Origin of the sequence: Streptomyces spororaveus (assembly GCF_016755875.1) — a bacterium.
Classification (GTDB): Bacteria; Actinomycetota; Actinomycetes; order Streptomycetales; family Streptomycetaceae; genus Streptomyces; species Streptomyces spororaveus.
This window is the reverse complement of record NZ_BNED01000005.1, coordinates 1,268,227-1,289,223: the sequence shown is the minus strand read 5'-3', so window position 1 is coordinate 1,289,223 and position 20,997 is coordinate 1,268,227. Positions and strand designations below refer to the sequence as shown.

At 69.0% G+C, this 20,997-nt stretch carries 20 protein-coding genes and 1 pseudogene; 19 read left to right on the top strand and 2 right to left on the bottom strand.

Annotated elements, in window-relative coordinates; genetic code table 11:
* The first annotated feature begins 115 nt into the window (after positions 1-115).
* The 16 genes from Sspor_RS08730 to Sspor_RS08655 all read left to right on the top strand — a co-directional run bounded on the left by Sspor_RS08730 (position 116) and on the right by Sspor_RS08655 (position 18,061).
* The gene (locus tag Sspor_RS08730; RefSeq protein ID WP_202198518.1) at positions 116-1,003 is read left to right on the top strand and encodes a DUF5655 domain-containing protein; all 888 of its coding nucleotides are present in this window, start codon (positions 116-118) and stop codon (positions 1,001-1,003) included.
* Between the two features lie 245 nt (positions 1,004-1,248).
* On the top strand, positions 1,249-1,695 hold the full coding sequence (locus tag Sspor_RS08725; RefSeq protein WP_202198517.1) for a hypothetical protein: 447 nt from the start codon (positions 1,249-1,251) through the stop codon (positions 1,693-1,695).
* A gap of 171 nt (positions 1,696-1,866) precedes the next feature.
* Positions 1,867-5,388 (top strand): HelD family protein, encoded by a 3,522-nt coding sequence (locus Sspor_RS08720; protein ID WP_202198516.1) that lies wholly within the window; start codon positions 1,867-1,869, stop codon positions 5,386-5,388.
* Between the two features lie 152 nt (positions 5,389-5,540).
* Positions 5,541-7,196 carry a hypothetical protein gene (locus Sspor_RS08715; protein WP_202198515.1) on the top strand — a complete coding sequence of 552 codons (1,656 nt, stop codon included), beginning with the start codon at positions 5,541-5,543 and terminating at the stop codon, positions 7,194-7,196.
* On the top strand, positions 7,193-7,810 hold the full coding sequence (locus Sspor_RS08710) for a hypothetical protein (protein WP_202198514.1): 618 nt from the start codon (positions 7,193-7,195) through the stop codon (positions 7,808-7,810). Before Sspor_RS08715 ends, Sspor_RS08710 begins: the two co-directional genes overlap by 4 nt.
* A gap of 38 nt (positions 7,811-7,848) precedes the next feature.
* Positions 7,849-9,852: an Hsp70 family protein gene (locus Sspor_RS08705; protein ID WP_237403759.1), complete on the top strand. Its 2,004-nt coding sequence runs from the start codon at positions 7,849-7,851 to the stop codon at positions 9,850-9,852.
* Positions 9,853-10,070: 218 nt separating this feature from the next.
* Complete coding sequence (locus Sspor_RS08700; RefSeq protein WP_202198512.1) at positions 10,071-10,679, top strand: JmjC domain-containing protein; 609 nt, start codon at positions 10,071-10,073, stop codon at positions 10,677-10,679.
* A 159-nt stretch (positions 10,680-10,838) separates the two neighbouring features.
* Positions 10,839-11,570 carry an aldo-keto reductase family protein gene (locus tag Sspor_RS08695; RefSeq protein ID WP_237403758.1) on the top strand — a complete coding sequence of 244 codons (732 nt, stop codon included), beginning with the start codon at positions 10,839-10,841 and terminating at the stop codon, positions 11,568-11,570.
* A gap of 16 nt (positions 11,571-11,586) precedes the next feature.
* Positions 11,587-12,396, top strand: a complete 810-nt coding sequence (locus Sspor_RS08690; protein ID WP_237403757.1) for a hypothetical protein — start codon at positions 11,587-11,589, stop codon at positions 12,394-12,396.
* Positions 12,397-12,597: 201 nt separating this feature from the next.
* Positions 12,598-13,119: an NUDIX domain-containing protein gene (locus Sspor_RS08685; RefSeq protein ID WP_202198510.1), complete on the top strand. Its 522-nt coding sequence runs from the start codon at positions 12,598-12,600 to the stop codon at positions 13,117-13,119.
* Entirely contained in the window at positions 13,112-14,707 is a 1,596-nt protein-coding gene (locus Sspor_RS08680) for a DUF459 domain-containing protein (protein ID WP_202198509.1), read from the top strand. The genes Sspor_RS08685 and Sspor_RS08680 overlap by 8 nt, the downstream gene beginning before the upstream one ends.
* On the top strand, positions 14,671-15,192 hold the full coding sequence (locus Sspor_RS08675; RefSeq protein WP_237403756.1) for a P-loop nucleotide/nucleoside kinase family protein: 522 nt from the start codon (positions 14,671-14,673) through the stop codon (positions 15,190-15,192). Before Sspor_RS08680 ends, Sspor_RS08675 begins: the two co-directional genes overlap by 37 nt.
* A 356-nt stretch (positions 15,193-15,548) precedes the next feature.
* A complete protein-coding gene (locus tag Sspor_RS08670) occupies positions 15,549-16,424 on the top strand; it encodes a protein kinase domain-containing protein (RefSeq protein ID WP_202198508.1) in 876 nt (291 codons plus the stop codon).
* A 29-nt stretch (positions 16,425-16,453) separates the two neighbouring features.
* Positions 16,454-16,912 carry a GNAT family N-acetyltransferase gene (locus Sspor_RS08665; RefSeq protein ID WP_237403755.1) on the top strand — a complete coding sequence of 153 codons (459 nt, stop codon included), beginning with the start codon at positions 16,454-16,456 and terminating at the stop codon, positions 16,910-16,912.
* Between the two features lie 223 nt (positions 16,913-17,135).
* Entirely contained in the window at positions 17,136-17,315 is a 180-nt protein-coding gene (locus Sspor_RS08660; protein WP_202198506.1) for a hypothetical protein, read from the top strand.
* Positions 17,316-17,398: 83 nt separating this feature from the next.
* Complete coding sequence (locus Sspor_RS08655) at positions 17,399-18,061, top strand: HAD-IA family hydrolase (RefSeq protein WP_202198505.1); 663 nt, start codon at positions 17,399-17,401, stop codon at positions 18,059-18,061.
* A gap of 108 nt (positions 18,062-18,169) precedes the next feature.
* Here the strand turns inward: Sspor_RS08655 and Sspor_RS40440 are convergent.
* Positions 18,170-18,295 (bottom strand): annotated as a pseudogene (locus Sspor_RS40440) (class I SAM-dependent methyltransferase); the annotation flags it as partial.
* Between the two features lie 313 nt (positions 18,296-18,608).
* On the opposite strand from Sspor_RS40440, the gene Sspor_RS08650 reads away from it, so the two are divergent.
* The gene (locus Sspor_RS08650) at positions 18,609-18,962 is read left to right on the top strand and encodes a VOC family protein (RefSeq protein WP_237403754.1); all 354 of its coding nucleotides are present in this window, start codon (positions 18,609-18,611) and stop codon (positions 18,960-18,962) included.
* Positions 18,963-19,274: 312 nt separating this feature from the next.
* Here the strand turns inward: Sspor_RS08650 and Sspor_RS08645 are convergent, their stop codons facing one another.
* Positions 19,275-19,844 (bottom strand): P-loop nucleotide/nucleoside kinase family protein, encoded by a 570-nt coding sequence (locus Sspor_RS08645; RefSeq protein ID WP_202198504.1) that lies wholly within the window; start codon positions 19,842-19,844, stop codon positions 19,275-19,277.
* 90 nt (positions 19,845-19,934) lie between these two features.
* Here Sspor_RS08645 and Sspor_RS08640 point away from each other — a divergent pair, with 90 nt between their 5' ends.
* Together Sspor_RS08640 and Sspor_RS08635 are read left to right on the top strand one after the other, a co-directional pair.
* On the top strand, positions 19,935-20,402 hold the full coding sequence (locus tag Sspor_RS08640; protein ID WP_202198503.1) for a GNAT family N-acetyltransferase: 468 nt from the start codon (positions 19,935-19,937) through the stop codon (positions 20,400-20,402).
* Positions 20,399-20,878 (top strand): NUDIX domain-containing protein, encoded by a 480-nt coding sequence (locus Sspor_RS08635; RefSeq protein ID WP_202198502.1) that lies wholly within the window; start codon positions 20,399-20,401, stop codon positions 20,876-20,878. The genes Sspor_RS08640 and Sspor_RS08635 overlap by 4 nt, the downstream gene beginning before the upstream one ends.
* The last annotated feature ends 119 nt before the right edge of the window (positions 20,879-20,997 follow it).

Below are 20,997 nucleotides of genomic sequence, written 5' to 3'. Positions count from 1 at the left end.
TGTTTGGCGTCGTGGAAGAGACGTGTTCCAGGACGCATACATCCCCGAAGACTCCTCCGGAAACAATCTCAGGGCCGCCGGTGTTCTGGCGTCTACGGAGTAGGAGGAGGGGGAGGTGTCGGGGCTGAGACTGTTCGACGTGACCGGGGGGAGCGCGGTGGAGATTGCCGCGCGCTCGGCCGAGGTGGAGCGCGACCTGCAGGATGTGATCGAGGCGAATATGGAGGCCATGCTGGGGGTGCGGTTCCTGGCGAGCGAGTACAGCACTGGGCCGCTCCACGGAGGCCGGATCGACTCGTTGGGCATCGATGAGAACGGGTCTCCCGTCGTACTGGAGTACAAGCGCGGGCGTGATGCCGGCGTCATCACCCAGGGCCTCTTCTACCTCGCCTGGCTGACCGATCACCGGGCAGAGTTCCAGCACCTGGTTCGCGAGCAGCTCGGGGCGGACTCGGCAGCCCAGGTGCTGTGGAGTAGCCCGAGGCTGATCTGTATCGCAGAAGACTTCACCCGCTACGACCTCCACGCTGTACGCGAGATCCGCCGCACCATCGACCTCGTCCGCTACAACTACTTCGGCAGCGGATTGCTCGCCCTCGAGCCCGTGGCGAAGGTGACGGCGGGTGTGTCGGCGAAGGGCGGGCGGAAACGCCCGTCGCAAGGTGCGCCGACTGTTCGGCGTGGCGCAGGTACGGCCGACCTCCGCGGTGCGATCGATGAGCTAGTACGGGGGCTCGGCGACGACGTGAGCAGCGTGGACCGCAAGCAGTACCGCGCGTACCGGCGCCTGCGTAACTTCGCCTGCGTCAGCCATGCCCACCAGCAGGAGGTCGTCGTCACCCTTCGCCTTAGCCCGAAGGACATCGACCTCGTTCCCGGCTTCATCCGTGATGTCAGCACGGTCGGCCACCACGGCACGGGCGACCTGGAGGTCCGCCTGAGAACGGAGCGCGATCTGCGACGGGCGGAGCCCATGCTTCGCATGAGCTACGAGGCTGCATGAGCTGGGTAAGACGCGCGCGGTGGCTGCTAGGAGAACACCAATGGATTTGGGTCGCAGTTCGGGGTGCACCATGTCTGCCTCCGTGTCCACCGGAAGTTGCTGCCTTGACGCGCTGAACGGGCGGAACCAGAGCACTCGACGGCTAGCCTCTGCGCATGGATTCTGACGAGCTCACCCGCCGAGACAAAGAGCTGGAGATCTACTGGCACGGGGAGGACGGGTTCCGCTAGAAGTACCTGATCGACATGGTGCCGCTGCCGTTCGTCGCCGACGAGGATGTCATCGGAGGGCGTCTCATCGTGGCCACGGATGACATGCGGCTACGGAAGGTGGTTGAGCAGTTCGCCGGCTACTTCAAGCGCGAGCTTCGGTTCGACTTCCTCCAGTTCGCGGCCACTGGTAGCGACAGCAGTCAGGAAGTGCTGTTGATCAACTCCAGAGACGTGATCATGCTGTCGCCAGTCGCGTGCGGCGCGGTGGGGTTCGACCTGGACGAGAAGTGCCTGACCTGGGTCTGGATCCACCCCTTCCAGCGGGGAAGAGGTCTTCTCGATCGCGTGTGCGAGGAGCTGGAGCGACGGCACGGGGCAGAGTTCACCGTGGAGCAGCCGGTCTCGGTCCCGATGCAGCGCTTTCTCCGGAGCAGGGACGTTGACCCTGCCCGCTGGGGCGGGCCCTCCCCCGCCGAGTAGGGGCCTTGCTGAGCCCTTTCCAATCTGGGTGCGAGGTTGATGGGTTGGGGAGCCTGGCTGTGATCAACAACGAGGCTTCTGGTAAACGGGTTGTCGACCAGACTTCTTACAGTAGGGACATCCGCCGTGCCCGCCGACCCGTTGCGTGCCCTACAGAAGGGGGAGAGCAGGATGCCGAACCACACTCGGCGTGCGGCCGTGCTCGCTGCTGAACAGCGAGCGGTCGACCATGCGTACTCCTGCTTGGAGCGGGCCCGGCAGGAGGCGTCGGAGTTGAGCGGCCTCGATGTCGCGGCTAGCGGCAAGGACTCCATCGATGCCCGGCGGACCTGGGAGCGGGAGCTGGCATCGCTCGAGATAGGAGGCAAGTCCCTCGTCTTCATGAGGGCCGATGTCGACGAGGGCGAGGGCCGCGACACGTTCTACGTCGGGCGCCGGGTGGTGCGTGACGAGCAGAGCAATCCCGTCGTGGTCGCCTGGAGTTCGCAGGCCGCGGTGAACTGGCGGCTGACCAGCGAGCGCGATCCGGGACAGGTGCTGCTGTTGCGCCAGGTCATCTGCGATCAGCAGTTGGTCAAGCGCTACCTCGACCTTCACGGAGCCGAAGCGGAAGCAGCAGTGGTACCAGCACCGGTCGACGCTGCCGCGCCGGACACGGCGGCCCAGGAGCCAGCATGGCGGGATCCGCTCCTCGAGGAGATGGACCGCGCGCGCGACGGCGTCATGCACGACATCGTCGAGACCATCCAGCGGGAACAGCTCCAGCTCGTGGCGGAGGAGCCCGCGGGCGTGCTCGTGATCCAGGGAGGTCCGGGCACGGGCAAGACCGCGGTCGGCCTGCACCGCGTGACTTGGCTGCTGGACAACAAGCACCGGACGGCCAAGGACATCCTCGTCATCGGACCCAACCGGGGATTCCTCGATTACGTGGGCGTCACCCTGTCCGAACTCGGCAGCGACGACGTGTCGATACTCGAACTCTCCGCGCTGTGGTCGGCGTCAGCGTCGCCCCGCGACCCGCGTCCGGTCGCCGCGTTGAAGGCTGACTCCAGGATGGCCACGGTACTGCGCAGGGCCGTCGACTGCGAGACCATGAGTTCGGCCGAGCGACTGACCGCCCTGGTGGGTGGGCCCGTATTCACCTTCGAGTTGAACCGCCGCGAAGTCGTCATCCCCGTGGAGGAGATCGCGGAGATCGCCGGTGCGGCGCTGGCCGGCGACAGTCCGTACCAGGTGCGCCGGGAGCGGTGCGTACAACAGATCACACAGCACCTGACCGATGCCTACGTCGGGCTGCTGCCCGGCCCCGCCGACATCGACTACCTGGCCGAGACAGCCAGGGCCCGGCCCGTCGTACGTCTCCTCAAGCGGATCTGCCCCAGCCTCGCGGCCCAGGACGTACTGCGAGGCCAGTTCTCCGGCGGGGCCGCCCTCGGCCGGGCGGCCGAGGGCATTCTGTCGGCCGCCGAACAGGACCTGCTCACGGCACCCCACCCGGGGTCCGGTCCGGGGAGCCGTACGGCGCGCTCGCGGACCGAGCCGAGCCGTGAAGACCTCGTCCTTCTCGACGAGTTGGAGTACATACTGGGCGGGCGCCCCCGGAAGGTGTACGGGCACCTGGTCATCGACGAGGCACAAGACATCACGCCGATGGAAGCCCGGGCCCTGGCACGCCGCTGCCCCAGCGGTTCGATGACGGTACTCGGAGACCTCGCGCAGTCGACCGGACCGTACCTCCACCAGGACTGGGACGGGCTCGGGCGGTTGCTCGCGAGCCGGGACGGATGGCGGGTCACCCAGCTACTGACGGGATTCCGCGTACCGGGAGAAGTCATGGACTTCGTGGCCCGGCTGGGGGCGCACTGCGCGCCCGGCGTGGCAGTGCCCGACTCGGTTCGCGACACAGGTACGGACGTCGCGGTGGTCCGGGGAGCGGAGGCAGGCACACTGGCCGCCGATGCCGTGGCACGACTGCGGGCGAGCGCGCCCGGCAGAGGGGACGATCGCTCGATCGGCGTGATCGTGCCGCCGGGCGGTACGTGGGGCGGTGACATGGCGCGCGCGCTCGGTCCGGAGGGTCTCGCGAACCTCGCCGTCCTCACCCCGGCCGAGGCGAAGGGGCTCGAATTCGACCACGTCGTGGTGGTGGAACCTGCGGAGATCGTCGCGGGTGAGTCCGTGGGCCTGAGGCATCTGTACGTCGCGCTGACGCGGTGTACCCAGTCGCTGACCGTGGTCCACGCCCTGCCGCTGCCCCCGCAGATCGGCGGCCCGAGCGGACCTCCCACGCCCGCTGCCCCTCCGACTCCCGCCCCGCCTGACGCGGACGGCTCCACCGCGGATCCCGCGGCGAGCCTGTGCAGCCGCTACTTCGCCGACGGAACTCCGTGCACCCACTCCACTCACCACGCGGACAAGTGGTGCAGGACGGCCCCCTGTGGAGGCTTCCGTACCCCTGAACCTGTGGCCGTGGCCAAGCCCCGCCGCCTTGCCCCACTGGTTGGTGCGCGAGACCATGGCCGCCTCGACCTCGACGCGCGGCAGCGTGCCGCCGTGCGGGCCAGCTCGGGAGCATGCGGGGCGTTCGCCGCGCGGCACCGGGGCAGCCTGCGCGAGGCGGCGGTGGAACTGCACGCCATGCTGGCCTCGTTCATCGAGCGAGCCCGGCACCTGCGCGCCGCGGACGGCACCTGGACGCTGGACCTGGCGGGATTCCGCATCATGCTCAGCCCCGAGGCCGACACGATCACGGGCTACGACGCCGTGCACGCAGAGCGGAGCTTCGCGCAGGTCGAAGCGGGCGTCGCGTCCCGGGTCGGCAAGGACGCCAGGGCTGCGCGGAGATCGGCCCTGACCGCGCCGGCGCGGGAGAGCGGACCGCCGATGGGCGCCGTCGAGGAGGTTCGCTTGCTCGACGCCTCGACACTGCATGCCACCGCCTCGGCCTGCGCCGGGTACGAACAGGTGGGGCAGATCCGAGGTATGGCCGACGAGGCCTTTGTACATGCGATGCGCGCAGCGCTCGCCGATGATCTGAGCACCGCGGACATCGAGTTGTCCGACACTAGTGTCATCGTCGAGGGCGGCCGCTTCCAGTGGAGGCTCTCGGCCGACGGCAGCTCCCTGCTCACCGTGCGCGAACCAGGTACTCCTGTGTACCGGAGACCGCCGGCCTTGCCCGACCCCGTCTCCGAGCCTCGAAGGGCGATCATGCTCACCACTGACCCGGCACCCCGACCCGTCGAAGAGGAACGGGCGGAGGAGAGTTGGCCATCTGAGGCGAACGCCGGGTTGGAACGCCTTGTGGCCGAACACACGGTGGCGGCGCGGTCGGACCGATCCCACGAAGCGCTCCGGTACCGCCTGCTTGCCGATCTCTACGACAGCGCGCCGGAGGTCGGGGAGAACGTATTCGTGGACGCCTGGTGCACGCGGGCCGACGGCACCGTGCTCTTCGACGTACTGGGCGGTGAGGCGAGAACGTACGCGTCGATCCGGGAGTCGGCACTCCACCTCATGGAGGTGTCCCACCTGCGTACGGAAGGGCAGGCGGAGTTCCTCGTCATCGTGTTGGCCGACGTGCCGACGGAGCCATGGGTGACCAATGCGGTCGACGGCGCCTTCAGCGTGCTCCTCGCCTGGCGCGAAGGCGGGAGCTGGGCGGGGCCGGGCGCTCGGCACATCGTGTCCTAGCGAGGGCCCTGTGACCATCCCGAGAAGACCTGTCAAAATATGACGCAGGTTTTAGCGCGGGAGACGAGTGGGGTCGCATGGGGAACGAGGACGCTTCGGCCGGTCAACCCGGACGCGGATTCGGCGCGGGGGAACCACTGATCACGGAGTCGATGACGCGATCTGAGATGGTCGAGGCGTGGCGGGCGCGGCGGTCCGCCCGCCGCTCCACCGCGGCGGCTGTCCCCGGGGGCGCGGTCGACGGATTCGCGTTGCGCAAGTGGCGCAAGGCCGGGGTCTTCGGCGCGGAGGCGGTGACGCGTGTCGAGGACGTACTGCGGGGACTGTTGGACTCCGTGGACGCCGAGGACGAAACCCTGGGGTGGGGAGTAGACACGATTCGTGCCTGTCTGGATGGACAGCCGACGCCCCAGCTACTCCCCGCCATCAAGGCACTGCTCGAAGCCGCTGAACCGGGCCGGGCCATCGCCCAGACCGGCGCCGTGCTCTCCGTCGTACATGAAGCCGGCCTGCCCTGGCTCTCCCCGGCCGGTGAGCGCCGCCTCGCGGTCATCGCGGGCGCGGTCCCGGCGGCAGAACTCGGCGCGGACGACCTCCCCCTCGCCGAGGAAGACCCCGCCGCAGCCTTCGCACTTCAGCAGGCCCTCGACCTGCGGAGGTTGGACGGGCTGACCATTCACCAACTGGCGGCAGTTGTCCCGTGGGCACCCCTTGGTGTGGTCGACGACCTCATCGAGGCAGGCGTACTGGACCGAGGCCATCAGCCGTGGAGCCTGCGGGCGAATGCCGGCGAACAGAGCTACCTGCTGGCCAGGCTCGCACCAGAGAAGACGGACGCTGCCCTCGCACGCTCCCTCGGCTGGGACGAGCCCGCCGAGCGGGAGGCGTTCCTGGCAGGTGCGCCGGTCGAGTCGGCACCCGGCAGCCTCTACGACCTGCTCCTGCGCATCACCGACGGCGAGACGGACGTCCTCAAGGAACTCGAGGAGCTGCTGCCCCGCGAGCTGGTGCTGCGCCTGCGCAAGGTGCGGGAGGGCGCCATGACGGGCTCCTGGGACCCGGACATCCCCGCCGACCGTGGGCTGTGGCGGCTGATGTGCGCCCTGTGGGAGCCGAGGGCGGCGGTCAATCCAGCGCGTGGCCCGTTCTACGCCCTCGTGGCGCTGCGGCAGGCCTACGACCTCATCTGTCAGGGCGAGAGGAAGAAAGCCCAGGCACAGGTAGACAAGCTCGTCGATTACGACGGTGCGCCGGCCGAGCACGCGGCCGAGGCATGGAACATGTTCGCCTACCTCGCCCTGCTCGACGACAATCTCGACCTCGCCTACGTCTCGCTGGCGCGCGTCGCCCGAACCGACCGGCGGGTCGAGGGAAACCTGGCCCTGCTGGAGCGCCGGCGTGGGACCAGGCGTAACGACCGGGACCAGCCCGCCAATCCGTATCTGGAGCTGGGACTGCCGCACAAGAGTGAGCACTGGAAACACCAGTGGCGCGAGCGCAGGCGGGCCGACCGGGAGGACCTCGACCTGGCGGCGCAGGCCAACTGGGCGATGCGCCGTATCGAGCAGGCCGAGCGGACCGAGGACTGGTCCGACTTTTTCGTACTGCCGCTGGATCCCGCGGCCCTGCGACTGCCCACGGCTAGACCTAGGTCCCTGACGCCGCGGCCCGCCGCGATGCCGCGCCGGACCACACACCGGGCCGCCGCGGACCTCGCGGCGGTGCGGGACCGCGCGATCGCCGACCTTCTTCCCACCCTGCTGACCGCGCCCCGGCGCCCCGATCACGACCACAGGACAAGTTCATGAGCCGCAAGTCCGCACGCCGCAATTCCGCACCTCGCAAGTCCGACCCGAGCGCGGCCGGGCAGGCCAAGAAGCCCACCGGACTGACCCGCCGCAAAGAGGTCCGGGAGTTTGAGGCGGACATGAAGCTGCGCACGCTCAGGCCGGACGAACTCCTCCATCCGGCACAGCTCCTCGCCCGGTTCACCGAACGGGCCTCGGAACTGATCGCGCAGTTGCCGGACGACGTCCGCCCCACCCCCGCCACGGTCAACGCGGCGCTGCGGCAAGGTGTGCTGGAGGCATTTCGGACGCGGGACGAGCACATCGCGCGACTGGTCGAGACTGATCTCGTCGCCAGCAACCCCGACCAGGCGGCAAGGGTCATCCGGCGGGCGGTGCGTGCCTCGCTCGTCGATATGGGGGTCCGTGTGGTCGAGGAGGCCGACGAGCAGGAACTTTTCGTCGTCGTCGAGGGCGAAGGCGACGGCTTCGAGCTGGTCCGGCCGGCCTACGTGGACCAGGCGACGGACAAGCTGCTGCTCGCTGGGCAGCTGCGACGGATCCCGGTGCCGAGGAGCCTGCCGGAGCAGGACGGGACCAGCGCGGTGGACGCGCGGGGAGACGATGCCAAGTGACCTCGACAGGAATCGATTTCGGTACGACTAACTCGGTCGTGGCCCAGTGGCAAGGTGAGGATGTCGAGGTGCTGCCGCTCGATGCCCACCACATCGACGCCGACTGGCGGCGCCCTGGGTTCGAGCAGCTCTTCCCCTCAGTGGTGGGCGTCAGCTCGCTGCGGCGTGGCCCTCTGTTCGGTTGGGAGGCCAAACTCCGCTCCGAAGAGGCGGCCGAAGCCTGCAAGCGGCTCCTCAAGAGCGACGAGTACGTGACCATTCAGGGCAAGCGCTTCGCGGCGACCACTGTCGCGGCCGGTGTCTTCACCGCCATGCGCGACGGCGCCCAGCACAACCTCACTGACATCGAGCGCGCCGTGATCACCGTGCCCGCCAACGCGACGGGCGCCGCGCGGTACCGGACCAGGGCGGCGGCACGGTTCGCCGGCATTGAGGTCCAGGCCTTGCTCAACGAGCCGACAGCAGCCGCCATCTCGTACGTTCACGACTTCCGCGAGGATTCCCAGATCCTGGTCTTCGACTGGGGTGGGGGCACCATCGATGTGACCGTGCTCGACTACTCGGATGGGTTCTTCGAGGAGCGCGCGTCACGCGGGGTGACGGAGCTCGGAGGTCTGGAGATCGACCGGCGGCTGCGCGAACTCGTCCTTGAACGGGCGCCCGCGCGCAGGGCCTGGACTCCGGCGCAGGAGCGGCAGTTCCGGCTGGACGTGGAGCGGAACAAGATCTTGCTCTCTTCCCAGCCGTTCGTCACGGTGATCACTCCCGACGGTGTCGGCGTCGAGATCCACCAGGGGGAGCTGGAGGAGGCGATCAGCGACCTCGTCGACCGCGCCCTCGCGCCGGTGGAGCAGTGCCTGAGGGACCTGCACATGGCCCCGCTCGACGTGGACGAGATCCTCATGATCGGTGGTACGAGTCAGATTCCTAGCGTGCGGGCCGCGGTGGCCGAAGCACTCCAGATGGAGCCAGTGCCGACCGAGCTGTGTGACCCGATGACGGCGGTAGCGCGCGGAGCGTCGATCGCGGCGGCGGTGCTCGCTGGTGAGACTGAGGGGGTCATCCAGGTCGCCACCAGCCATGCGCTTGGCACGATGGTCAAGGACTCCGCGGGACGCAAGCGGTTCAGCCAGATCATCCCCAGGAACTCGCCGCTGCCCTGGAAGGAGCGCAAGAGCTACACGCCGCAGAAGGACCACGCGCGGAAGCTGTCCGTGGAGATCTGGGAGGGCGACCCGGACAAGGAGCTCGCCCACCGCGACAACGTGCAGCTCACCGAGCTCACCCTCACGTACCCCACGCCGCGGGTCCGCGACGAGTCCCGCTTCGATCTGGAGTACACGTACGACTCCAACGGGCTACTCCACGTCAAGGCCACGTTGGAGCACACGGGGGAAGTAGTGGTCGACCAGGAGGTCGAAAGTTTTGGTTCGGGTGGGCCCACACCCGAGGTCCGGGAGGAACTGGACCGCCTGCTGAAGGCCAACTCGAATCCGGACCCCCTCGGGTCGACCCCCTCGGCAGGGGGTGCCCGCCCCGTGCCGGTGCCGCCCAAGGCTCGGCCGGTCAAGGTCGACGGAGGCCCACACACCCTGGTCATCGACGGCTCCAACCTCGCCTGGATCGGTCATTCACCGGTCCGTCCGGGGGTCTATGAGGATGACGACCACCCGAGCTTCTCCCAGCTCCAAGCCGCGCGGGCGGCGCTCGCCAAGAAGTATCCCGAGGCCGACATCCACGTCGTGGTCGATGCCACCTTCCGGCACAAGGTCTCGGACGCAGAACGGGAAGCGGTGGTGGCCGCCCTTAGCAAGGGCGACATCATCCAGCCGCCGGCCGGTACGGAGGGCAAGGGGGATGCCCTCGTCGCGGCTATTGCGGATGACTCTGGTGCGATGGTCGTGACGAACGACAACTTTGCGGAGTTGCAAGGCCGCTATCCGTGGCTCCGGGAGAAGGGGCGGGTTCTGGGCGCCACATGCGCCAAGGGGGCCTGGTTCTTCACCGACCGTACCTGCGTAGCGCCGCGGGGGCGGGGGTGAGGGGTACCCGGCCGTGTTGATGCTGGGTGAGTTACTTGCCGATTCGGGCTCTGCCGGGGACGGCGTAGGCGATGACCAGGAGGTGGGCCGAGACGTCGGTGAGTGCGGGGTGTGGGTCGGCGATCCGTGCTGCATTTACGGTCCGACCCGGCAGGCGCCTGCATGGCGCGACGTCGAAGCCCCCCGAGGCCCCGACCGGGGAGCCGATTGCGGACATCGTGCTCACGCCCGGCGATGTGCTCTACCTACCGCGCGGCTGGTGGCACGCCGTCACCGCAGACCAGGGCACCGCCTCCCTGCACCTCACGTTCGGGCTCGCCACGCAGACCGGCGCCGAATTCCTGGGCTGGGCAGTGGACGAGCTACGCGTCAATGCCACCGTCCGCCAGGACGTCCCCCGGCACAGCAACCAGGGCGAGCGGGCCGCCTACCTCGAAGCCGTACGCAAGGATGTCCTGACGCTCCTCGACGAGCCGGACGTGCTCGACCGTTGGGCCCCTCGATCGACGGGACCCACCCCCGGACGCCCCCGCCTGTCCCTGCCCCACCTGGGCGCCGTGCCCGCCGAGCCCCGGACCACGGTCAAGCTCACCGCCCCCCGCGCCTACCTCGACCAGGACGACCAGGTGGTGACGCTCGCCGGCGCGGGTAAGGAGTTCGCCTTCGCCCTCCCTGTAGCCCCGCTCCTGCACCTCCTCGCCGAAGGCGGGCCGGTCACCCTCGCCGTGCTCGCACAGCACTCCGGGCTCACGGTCGACCAGGCCGCGCAGGTCATGACCGCGCTGGTCGCAGGACAGGCCGCGGCCGTGGTCGGGAGCAGCCGGTGACCGCCTCGCTCGGTCTGGGCACGTACAAGGTGAGCGACGTCGCCGAAGCGGCGCGCACCGCCTGCTCTCAGGGCACGGCCTGGATCGACACCGCCCCCCAACTACGGCCGCGCGCACCAGGAACTCGCCCCGGTCCTCGCCGAGCACCCGCAGGTCAAGGTGTCCACGAAGACGGGGTTCTTCGGCAAGGAGGAGGGCGCCGCGGCGGTCCAGCAGGGCATCCTCGCCGACGACCAGGCCGCCGCCGGTCATAGCCTCGCTCCCGAATTCCTGCGGTGGCAGACGGACCGGTCCCTGGACGTCCTCGGCCGCGCCGATATCGTGTTCGTCCACAACCCCGAGCACGCCCACCTCGACCGCGAGGCGCTGCACGAGCGGCTGCGCGCGGCATTCGCCGTGCTGGAGGAGTTCGCCCACGCCGGGCGCATCAGAGGGTACGGCGTGGCCGCCTGGTCCGCCTTCACCTCCGGCGCGTTCACCGTCACCGAACTCCTCGACCTCGCGCGGGAAGCCGCCGGATCGGGTGAACACCATCTGCGCGCCGTACAGCTCCCGGTGAGCCTGGTCATGGCCCGGCCCATCAGCCTCGCCATGGACGGCCGCGGCCCCCTGGTGCAAGCTCGTGCAGCGGGCCTGGCCACGTTCGGCTCCTCGCCTCTGCACGGCGGAGAACTCCCGCGCCTGACCACACCCGAACTCGCCGACTACATTCGCCCTGGCAGTGCGCCGGCCGCAGCCTGTCTCCTCGCCGCCGTCTCCTGCCCCAGCCTCGACGTGGTACTGCTGTCCGCGAGCACCCCCGAGCACCGGTCCGCCGCGCAAGAGGCCGCCGCCGCCCCGCTCGCACCCGACCACTTGAGGAAGGTCACCGATGTACTCGCCCAAGGATGACGAGACTCAAGGCCGCATGGAGCATGCCCTGGCCCGCGCCTGCGACCACTTCGGTACCACCGCGACCGGCCCGGTCTCCTGGGGCTGGCTCGGCCGCACCATCGGCTCCCGCACCACCGATGACCGGTGGTTGCGCGTCCACTGTGGAGAGATCGCGAAGGCATCAGCCGCGATGACGGAGGGGATCGTGGTCGCCGAGGAGCGGATCTCCGGCCTGGTCTCCCGCCCGCACCTGCACGGCCTGCACCGCTGGGAGTCCGACCCCTACGTCTTCGAGGGCGAACTGATCGACTACATCGCCCAGCCGGTGATCTCCCCGGAGACGCCCGACCTCGTCGAGGACCCGCACCTGCCCGATGACTGGTGGAGCGACCTGCGAAACAGCCTGGACGCCCTCGCCGACGCCGAGCCCCCGCGGACAACCATCCGCCAGGAGTGGGCCGATCGCGTGTTCCCCGAATTCCTCGGCATCCCTGCGCCGGCCATCACCGAACGCGTCACCGGCCACGCCGATCTCCAGTGGGCCAACATCACCGGACACCCCTTCGTCCTGCTGGACTGGGAACGCTGGGGAGCTGTCCCCCTCGGCTACGACCCCGCCATGCTGTACGTCAACAGCCTCCGTGTCCCGGCCGTTGCCGAGCGTGTCCGCAAGGAGTTCGCGGACATCCTGGAGACGGATGCCGGGCGCCTCGCCGAGCAGATCGCCCTCGCCGAGATGCTCCAGGCCGTAGGCCGCGGCTGGTACGAAGAGCTTGCTCCCCACCTGCGTCAGCGGGCCGAGGAGCTGACCGGCGTCACGCCGCCCACGCCCCTCAGAGCGTGATCCCGACATGACGGAACCCTGAGGTTCCGCTCCATGTCCCAAGGCGCCCTGTGGGACTGCTGGGTGGGATCGCTGCTGCTGCACGAGCTGCGAGACATCCCCTGACAGACGGGCCTCGGGGAGAGTGCCGGCGACCGAAATCGGCTGCCGGCCACGAAGAGGCGCTGTAGCGTGACCGGCCTTGACAATCGGAGGAGAGCCATGCCGGAGAAGACCGTCGGGTCCGGCCGCACTTACACCGCTCACTACGCCGACGTCCACCTGATCGTCCGCCACGGCGACGAGATCCTGATGGGGCGCCGCAGCAGTCAGCCAGTGTTCCCCGACATGTACCAGGTACCGGCCGGGCTGATGGAGGACCACGAACCCGCCACGAGGGCGGCTGCTCGGGAGTTCACCGAGGAGACCGGCGCCACCGTCAAGCCCGGCGACGTACGGTTCGTGCACCTGATGCACCACGTCTCCACCCACTCCGGGTCGCGACGGATCGCGTTCTTCTTCGAGGTCAACAACTGGCACGGCCAGATCGGTAACCCGGAGCCGGACAAGTGCCAGGGCTGGGAGTGGCACAAGGCCACCAACCTCCCGGAGCCTATGCCCCCGTACCTCGGCATTGCTCTGCAGCACATCGCCGACGGTGTCACGTACAGCGAGTACCCCTGGCCCCTCGGCGCCCAGGCCGGTGCGTCCGCGACTGCCTCCACAGGCACGACCCATGGGTGAGCACGTCACCCGTGGGCGCACCGTGAGGGTCGGCTGGTTCGGGACCAGCATCATGGAACACCTGCAGGCCCACGTGGCTGTGATGTCGGACCAGACCCGGCTCCCGCCGGTCGGCGCGACGGTGACCGTGGAAGGGTGGCAACGGCGCGGCTACCCGTACCTCGTCGCGCTGGCACTCCAGGCCGACTATCCAGGCACGCTCTTTGAGCATGACAACCGGGCCCAGGGCGGAGCAACCATCCGCGACGTGCGCCGAATCGTGCACGACACCGTGAAGGCCAGCGGGACCCTGTACGACGTCGCGGTCATCGGCTGCGGCATCAACGACGTGTGGCGCGCCCATCAGGCCGGCAGGGAAGCGGAGGGCGTCGGGCCGGAGGAGTTCGCCGACCTGTACGCGCAGACGCTCGATGTGCTCGTCTCCGCCAGCAAGGAGGTGCTCTGCATCGGTGAGACGACGGTGGGGGCCGGAGCCGTCGATCTGGGCGCAGTGGCCGAGATGAACAACATGCTGGCCGCGTACAACACAATTGCCGCGGCCGCGGCCGCGACCGCGGGGGCCCGCTACGTGGACGTGCAACAAGCGTTCCAGAACGCGGCCGAGAACCTCCCGCCCGGCCTCTCGCTGTGGACCGACGGCGTCCACCTCACTGAGCTCGGCGCTACCCTCCTCGCCCGACAAGTCCACCCCCCCACTCGCGCGCCTCATCGGAACTCATTCACAGCCAACACCGGCAGCGCCGACAAGGAGAATCGACGGATGACCGCACGCCACTGGAATGACCTGCCCGCCTCCCTGAGGGACCGCCTCACGCACGAACTCGCTATTACCGGCGTGGCGGTCCCCGTGACGGGCGGCTACACCTCCGGGGTCCGCGTCCGGATCGACACCGCCCGCGGCCCAGTGTTCGTCAAGGCGATCCCCGCCGATGACCCCGCCGCCGGGATGTACCGCACCGAGATGGCAGCCGCCCGGACCCTGCCTGCCGGTATCAGCCCGGCGCTGCTCACGGCGGCCGAGTCGCACGGCTGGATCGCGCTCGCTTTCGACTACGTCACAGGCCGGCACCCCGACCTCGCCCCCGGATCACTGGACCTGCACACCCTGACCGAGACCCTGAGTCACGCACACGCAGCACTCACCCCGTGTCCCCTTCCCTCTGCCCCGCCGCTCGCGGACAGCCCAATCTTCAGCGGCCGCCCCCTCCCCGAGGAGTACGGGCACGGCGACACCCTGCTGCACTGCGACCTCCGCGCCGACAACCTCCTCGTCACCCCTGACGGCACCATCACCCTCCTAGACTGGGCATGGCCCTACCGCGGCCCCGCGTGGGCAGAGTTCGCACTCCTCGTCCCGCAGCTCATCCTCACCGGTCACACCCCCGCCAACGCCGAACGATGGGCCGCTCAGGCCCCCGCCTACCGGAGCGCACCCCCTGCCGGGATCGACGCCATCGCCGAAGCCCTCACCGACTACTGGACCAGCCGCACCCAGCAGGGAACACCGGAGCTCCGCGCCTACAGAACCCGAGCCGCTGAGGCAGGCCGGGCATGGGTTCAGCACCGGCAGGCGGACTCGACACCGTGACCGAGGAGACCACCACGAGCGCTGTCAGCAACGAGACCACGCTCGGCGGACACCGCTTCCGGAACGAACCGAGGGCCGGGAGCGCGCCGCGCTGCGTCCTGATGGCGGGGCTACCCGGCTCGGGCAAGACCTACCTGGCTGAGGCCCTCGCCGGGGCCGGGCTGGTGCGGCTGTGTACGGATGAGGAGATGCACCGACGGTACGGGATCTACGGTGTGGACTACCCGCGCGGAACCTTCACCGCCCGGGAGCGGCCGGTGCTCGCGGAGATCCGAGCCCGGGTGGGCGCCCTGTTGGGGAAGGGCCATGAGGTTGTTCTCGACCACGGCCTGTGGACCCGGGCCGAGCGGGAGGAATGGCGGCAGACCGTCACCGCGGCGGCCGGTGTGCCGCTGGTGCTGCGCTTGCCCGCTACACATGCGCAGCTGTGGGACCGGGTCAGGGCGCGGAACGTGACGGGAGGCCCGGCTGATATCCGATTCTAAGAACACGACCTCGAACGGTTCGCCGCGCGGTTCGAGCCCCCTGGACCGGACGAGGACGCCATCACATACGAAGGAGACCCGGCCTTGGTGCTCGCGCTCCTCGGAAACGGCAGGCCGGCGCCACCGAACACAACCCCCCCAGACCCTCGACACCACCCGCAGGAGCTAATGGGCGCACTGCCAGCTCCCGGCCGGACACCTTTGATCCGGTTCGTTCTCGTGCGGGTCGCGGTACGGCCCCGTGACCCGCGTTTCCTTGGCGCGACGCCGGACTTGGCCGCCGCCGTGGCGGCAGCGGTCGACGACGGCCAGGACGCCCTCGACAGCATCGGACACGACTGGACGGAGATCAAACGATGGGCGCAGCACCTCCTGCCGAAGCGGTGGAAGCCCTGGAGCAGCGGTTCGGGACAGTCGTCCACGGTCTGCTGAGCGACAGGCGGGGCTCCCGGGCGTGGAAGATCACGGTGCTCGGGGCGGCTCTGGCGTTGAAGGCCAATGCACCTGACGGCGACGATTCCCGTGAAAAGGCACGGGAATTGGCGCAGGAAGACCACCACCTCCAGGTCCTGGCAGAGGCCGGCGCGGTCCACTCCGCCTACCGCGTCGATGCCGGAGAGTGGGAGAGCGGGCGGTGGCTGGCGGTGGAGTGGGTCGACGGTGCACCGCTCTGGCACGCTCTGGCTACCGCCCGCGAGGTTACCGGGAACACTGTGGCCAACCGCGCCCTGGTCCTGCGTGTGGCGCAGACGTGGGCCGCTCGCCTCGCCCTGATACACGCCGCCGGGTGGGCACACGCCGACGTACAGCCCACCAACACCCTCGTCGACCTCGACGGCGGGGCTCACGTGATCGACTACGCCCTGGCCTGCGGCCCCGACACCGCCCGCCTGCCCTACCGGGGGGCGCTGACGCATACCACCGCCCCTGAAATCGCCGACGCCATCCTGGCTACCGCCGCCGATGTCCACGTCCAGGCGGAGCCGCCCGCCGACATCTGGGGTCTGGGCGCCTCGCTGTTCTGGTGCTGGACCGGGCGCCGCCCCGGTGTATACGAGGACGACACCCCGCGTGCTGACAAGCTCCGCGCTGTGGCGGAGGGCAAGCTGCACGCCCTCCCGGACGTCCAGCCGTGGCCGTTTCCGGCTCTGGAAGCGTTGATCGAGGCATGCCTGGCCCCGGACCCCGCCCAGCGCCCCACCGCCGCCGAGGTAGCCGCATGGTCGAGCTGAGAGGGCTGACCCCCGATGATGCTCCCTTTGTGGCGCGCATCTATAGCGGGGCCTCGGTCCGCTTCACCCACGGCGAGGGCTACCAGATGCCGGTCGAGGACGCCGTCGTACGCCTGGCGAGAATCCGCGACGAGGACCACGCAGAACCCCGCGATCACTGGAGCCTCGGCATCGCCGTGGCCGGCGACCTCATCGGCCTCGTCAAATGCCGCCGGCAGGACGAATGCACCGCCGCCCTCAGCTACATCCTGCGCGAGGACACCTGGGGGCGCGGCCATGCCACGGACGCCGTACGGCAGTTCGTCCCACTTGTCTTCGCCGAAGCTGCACTTGAGCGTCTGGAGGCCAAGCACCACCCCGACAACCCTGCCTCCGGCCGCGTCCTCGCCAAGGCGGGCTTCACCCGCATCGGTACCGTCGATCTCCACGTCGGCGACGGGCAGCCAGTGCCGTACCCGGTGTACGAACTGCACCGGCGAACCTCGTGATCGTGCAGAGCTTCGGCGACGGCCAGCACCGCGACGCACTCGGGCCCGTGGAGGCCGCGGTCTTTCAAGTGACCGGCACAGAAGGAGCCGTCGACCGGAATTGGCCTTCCCGATCACGGAATGGGCGGATCTACTCGATCTCCCGCAGGCGCCCTCTGCGGGCGTACGTCCTGGCACCGTCACCCGGCGGCTGCCTCGAACGGCGACCGAGAGGACTCGAACCATGCGAGGTCACGTCCCTTCCAACGAGATCACCGCCGAGGGCTACGCGCCGATCTACCACCAGACCAAGCAGCGCATGGCGGACGTCTTCGGGGCCCGCAGCGACCAGCACTGGCCCTCCGGTGAAGAGACCTGCTCCGACTGCTACAGCGTCACGCCGCCGGTCGGATCCGCCGCGTAGCAGGGCTCACGTCACAAGTCGAACTGGGACCGGGTGTCTCACGGTAGCGTCCCCTGTGAGACCAATCGCGGAAGGGACACCGGATGCCGCACAGCACTGACAGCGCGGACGGGCGTGAACAGCTCGGCCTGATCCTCGACTTCGCCGGAGTGCTCACAGTCAACCCTCTCGCTGTCCACCGTGCGTGGTGCGCATCCGAAGGGTTGGCCCCGGAGGCGTGGCGAGCCACCCTGAACGACCATCCGGAGGGCCGGCGTCTGTACGCGGCCCTGGAGGTCGGGGAGATAGGGCAGGCGGAGTGGAACGAGGGGACTGCCCCTCTGCTGGGTGCGCATGTGGATCCGGTCAACCTGATGGGGCGGGCGTGGGCCGGGGTGCCGGCGGCTCGCCGGATGGTTGCCCTCGCCCGTGCGGCACGGGCGGCTGGTCATCGGATCGCCCTGCTGTCCAACAGCTTCGGCCTGGACCCCTTCAACCCGTACGAGCACGTCGGGATCTGGGACTTGTTCGATGTCCACGTTGTCTCCGAGCTGGTCGGCATAGCCAAACCTGATCCGGCGATCTACCGGCTGACCCTGGACCGCATCGGTCTGCCGGCCGATCGGTGCGTGTTCGTGGACGATCACGGGCTGAACCTTCCGCCGGCCGCAGAGCTGGGGATCACCACCGTCCACGCCACCGGCGAGGACGAGGCCGTCGCGGAGCTTGAGGCCCTACTGGGGGTCAGTGCGGTCCTCGCCGCTTGACCTCTGGCTGGTCGCGGCATTCCTCACCCGCTTGGAAGCCACAGGTCCTGGGGTGACTTCCGGTCGACCTGGTCGCGGAAGCCGTCGCCACAGCTCAAGGATGTCGTTCTATGGCTGCGCTGTTCGGCAGACGAGGATTCCGCCGAGGCAGGTGACCCGGTACGCGCCTTCCGCCCGGATGGCTTCGTCCACCCGTTGGTGGGCCCGTTCGATCGTCTCCTTGAACGGGACGCCGGAACACGTCCGCCGCCGCGCCGACGGGCACCTCGCCCTCATCGACGCGGAAACCCTCCGCCCGGACACCACAGGGCTGCCCGATCTGATCACCTTGCCCACATGGCGGCTCAGTAAGGACACCCGTCCCCGCGCTGGGCACGCCACGCCTACCTGCACCACGTACGCGAACTCGGCGCCCAGTGGAACGATCACGACCTCATACGTGCCCTGGCAGCGTGCGCCGCTGCCACCGGCCTCCGTTACTGCGCGGCGCACACGAGTGACCAGCCCAGCGATACCGTGCCACTTCCCGACGCAAGGAGAATCCCAAGTGCGCGGTATCCGCACCGTCATGGTCTTCGTCGACGATCCCGAAGCTGCCGCCCGCTGGTGGGGCGACATTTTCGAAGCCGAGGTCAAGCTCGACATCAACGGCACCGCCGTCTACGCCTGGATCGACCACGACGGACTCGAGTTCGGCTTCCACCAGGCGTCCCCCAAAGCCAACGCCCACGGGCGAAGCACCGTCCCGTACTGGTCCGTCGAGGACCTCGAAACCGAACGCAAGCGGCTCCTGGAAGCGGGTTGCACCCATCACCGCGGCCCTCTCGATGTGGAGCCCGGCCGGCGCATCTGCCAGCTCATCGACCCGTTCGGCACTGTCTTCGGACTCGACGGGCCCTGACTCCTCGGAGCCCCTGATGCGCCACTGACCCCTCATCGGCCTCTAGTTCACCCCCGCCGAACTCGTCCCGCGCCTCACCTCGGACGACGAGCTCGACGCCCTAGCCCAGGTGGCCGCCGGAGCTGCGCGCCCGTATGGAGTCGTCCCCGACGACGCCGTGTACTTCCCACAGCACTGGGCCTCCGCTATCTCACAGCCGTACCAGGAGTTCTGCGACAGCATGACCACCCCCTGCGAGATCGGCGCACGCTTTATGCCCGAGATCCTCGACAACCTTGCCGCCGCGGTGAGCCTGGAGTTTGACGGACAGGGCTAGCGGGCGGCCCCGGCTCCCGGCTGGTTCACGAACGAGACGACCTGGTCGATGCCGGGGCTGTAGCCGTCCGTCGTATCCACCTCCAGCGTCGGCACGTCCAAAGAGATCGGAACCCACGAGCCAAGGGAGAACGTGCCGTTCTCCAGCGAGCGCAGCAGATCCTGATCGGCGTGCGCGGAGCGCTGCGCGTTCTCTTTGGCCCGGCGAACGATCCGGTCCCGGGCCACAACGTCGTCAACGGTGCACCTGATGACGAGGATATCGGCGAGGCCGGCGAGCTGCTCAAGACCCGGGCGCCAGAGCCGATCCTGGAACGCGGCCTCTGCCACGACGGACACCCCGGCCCGCAGATACAGGGCCAGAACCTCGAAGAAGACGGCGAGCGTGCGCTGGGTCAGCGGGTCACCGGGACTCGGCTCGAACCCCGGGGTGGCGTGCACCATCCCCTCCTTGATCTCGTCACGGCAGACGGCGGGGCAGCCGACCGCCCGCGCGATTTCGTGCGCCAGAGTGGTCTTCCCGGTACCCGCAGGCCCGCTCACAACGGTCAACGTCGGTGAGGTCATGCCGAATTCTCCCACCAAACGCCACCGTGGATATGGGAACCTCGCTCATCCCCTCAGCAGAGAAAGAAGACCGCCCTCATGACGCCCCGCTTGCGCACTGCATCCCCGGCGGACGCCGAACAGATCACGCGCCTGCACGTGGAAATCTCCCACGGCGAGCTCGTGACCGACGCCTGGCGCTCCACTTTGCAAGCCGACCTCGTCAACCGGCTGAACCCCGAAAGTAACCTCGGCGCCTTCGTCGTCGCCGACGGAGAACAGATCCTCTCCCACGCCTTCGGGACGCTCAACACCGCCATCGCCAACCCCCGCAACCCCACCGGCCTGGTAGGGCGCATCAACAGCGTGGCGACCCACCCCGACCACCGCCGCCGCGGTTACGCCCGGCAGTGCGTGACGTCCTTGCTCGACTGGGCAGTGGGCAAGGGCTGCGGAAGGGTCACCCTGTATTCGAGTGAGGCGGCCGTCGGACTGTACGAGGAGGTCGGCTTTGTCATGCAGACGCTGGAGAACGACATGGTGTGGAAGCAGGAAGACCACAAGGAGACCACCGCATGACCTGGCTGCCGCCCGAGGAGTACGTCAAGACCATCGCGAATGCCACGTCTGGCGCGAGCTTCTACTTCACCGACACCGTCGGCCGCCCGGTCCAGTTGCGCTCCGTCCACAAGGTGGAGAACTGGCAATGGCCCGGCGGACACATGGACCACGGCGAGACCCCCTGGGAGTGTGCGGTGCGCGAGTGCCGTGAGGAGACGGGGATCGTCTTCGAGGGCGAGAAGAGGCTCCTCGCGGTCTGCTTCTACGGCCGTGGATCCGGCGGGCCGCTGAACAAGTTCGAGGTCATCTTCGACGGCGGCCAGCTCACCGACGAGCAGATCTCCGGGTTTGTCCTTGACCCGGAGGAACACAGCGAGGTTCAGGTCCACACCGTGGAGGAGTGGGAGGAGATCATGTTGCCGGTGAACTTCGCCCGGCTCAAGGCGGTGGACAACGCCCGGCGGACCGGGACCGTCGGCTACGTGGAGCGCTGAGCGGCAGGCCGCCCGATCCGGCCTCGCACACGCCAATGCCCCCACTCCAAGCTTCGGAGCGGGGGCGGTGCCGTACGGCCACGCGCTACTTCTGGCGGCTGGCCCACCGGACCGTGATC

Coding starts and splice junctions, on each gene's coding strand:
- Sspor_RS08725 (WP_202198517.1), top strand. CDS start 1,249: ATGGTGCCGCTGCCGTTCGTCGCCGACGAGGATGTCATCGGAGGGCGT.
- Sspor_RS08720 (WP_202198516.1), top strand. CDS start 1,867: ATGCCGAACCACACTCGGCGTGCGGCCGTGCTCGCTGCTGAACAGCGA.
- Sspor_RS08715 (WP_202198515.1), top strand. CDS start 5,541: ATGACGCGATCTGAGATGGTCGAGGCGTGGCGGGCGCGGCGGTCCGCC.
- Sspor_RS08710 (WP_202198514.1), top strand. CDS start 7,193: ATGAGCCGCAAGTCCGCACGCCGCAATTCCGCACCTCGCAAGTCCGAC.
- Sspor_RS08690 (WP_237403757.1), top strand. CDS start 11,587: ATGGAGCATGCCCTGGCCCGCGCCTGCGACCACTTCGGTACCACCGCG.
- Sspor_RS08685 (WP_202198510.1), top strand. CDS start 12,598: ATGCCGGAGAAGACCGTCGGGTCCGGCCGCACTTACACCGCTCACTAC.
- Sspor_RS08680 (WP_202198509.1), top strand. CDS start 13,112: ATGGGTGAGCACGTCACCCGTGGGCGCACCGTGAGGGTCGGCTGGTTC.
- Sspor_RS08675 (WP_237403756.1), top strand. CDS start 14,671: ATGGGTTCAGCACCGGCAGGCGGACTCGACACCGTGACCGAGGAGACC.
- Sspor_RS08670 (WP_202198508.1), top strand. CDS start 15,549: ATGGGCGCAGCACCTCCTGCCGAAGCGGTGGAAGCCCTGGAGCAGCGG.
- Sspor_RS08660 (WP_202198506.1), top strand. CDS start 17,136: ATGCGAGGTCACGTCCCTTCCAACGAGATCACCGCCGAGGGCTACGCG.
- Sspor_RS08655 (WP_202198505.1), top strand. CDS start 17,399: ATGCCGCACAGCACTGACAGCGCGGACGGGCGTGAACAGCTCGGCCTG.
- Sspor_RS08645 (WP_202198504.1), bottom strand. CDS start 19,844: ATGACCTCACCGACGTTGACCGTTGTGAGCGGGCCTGCGGGTACCGGG.
- Sspor_RS08635 (WP_202198502.1), top strand. CDS start 20,399: ATGACCTGGCTGCCGCCCGAGGAGTACGTCAAGACCATCGCGAATGCC.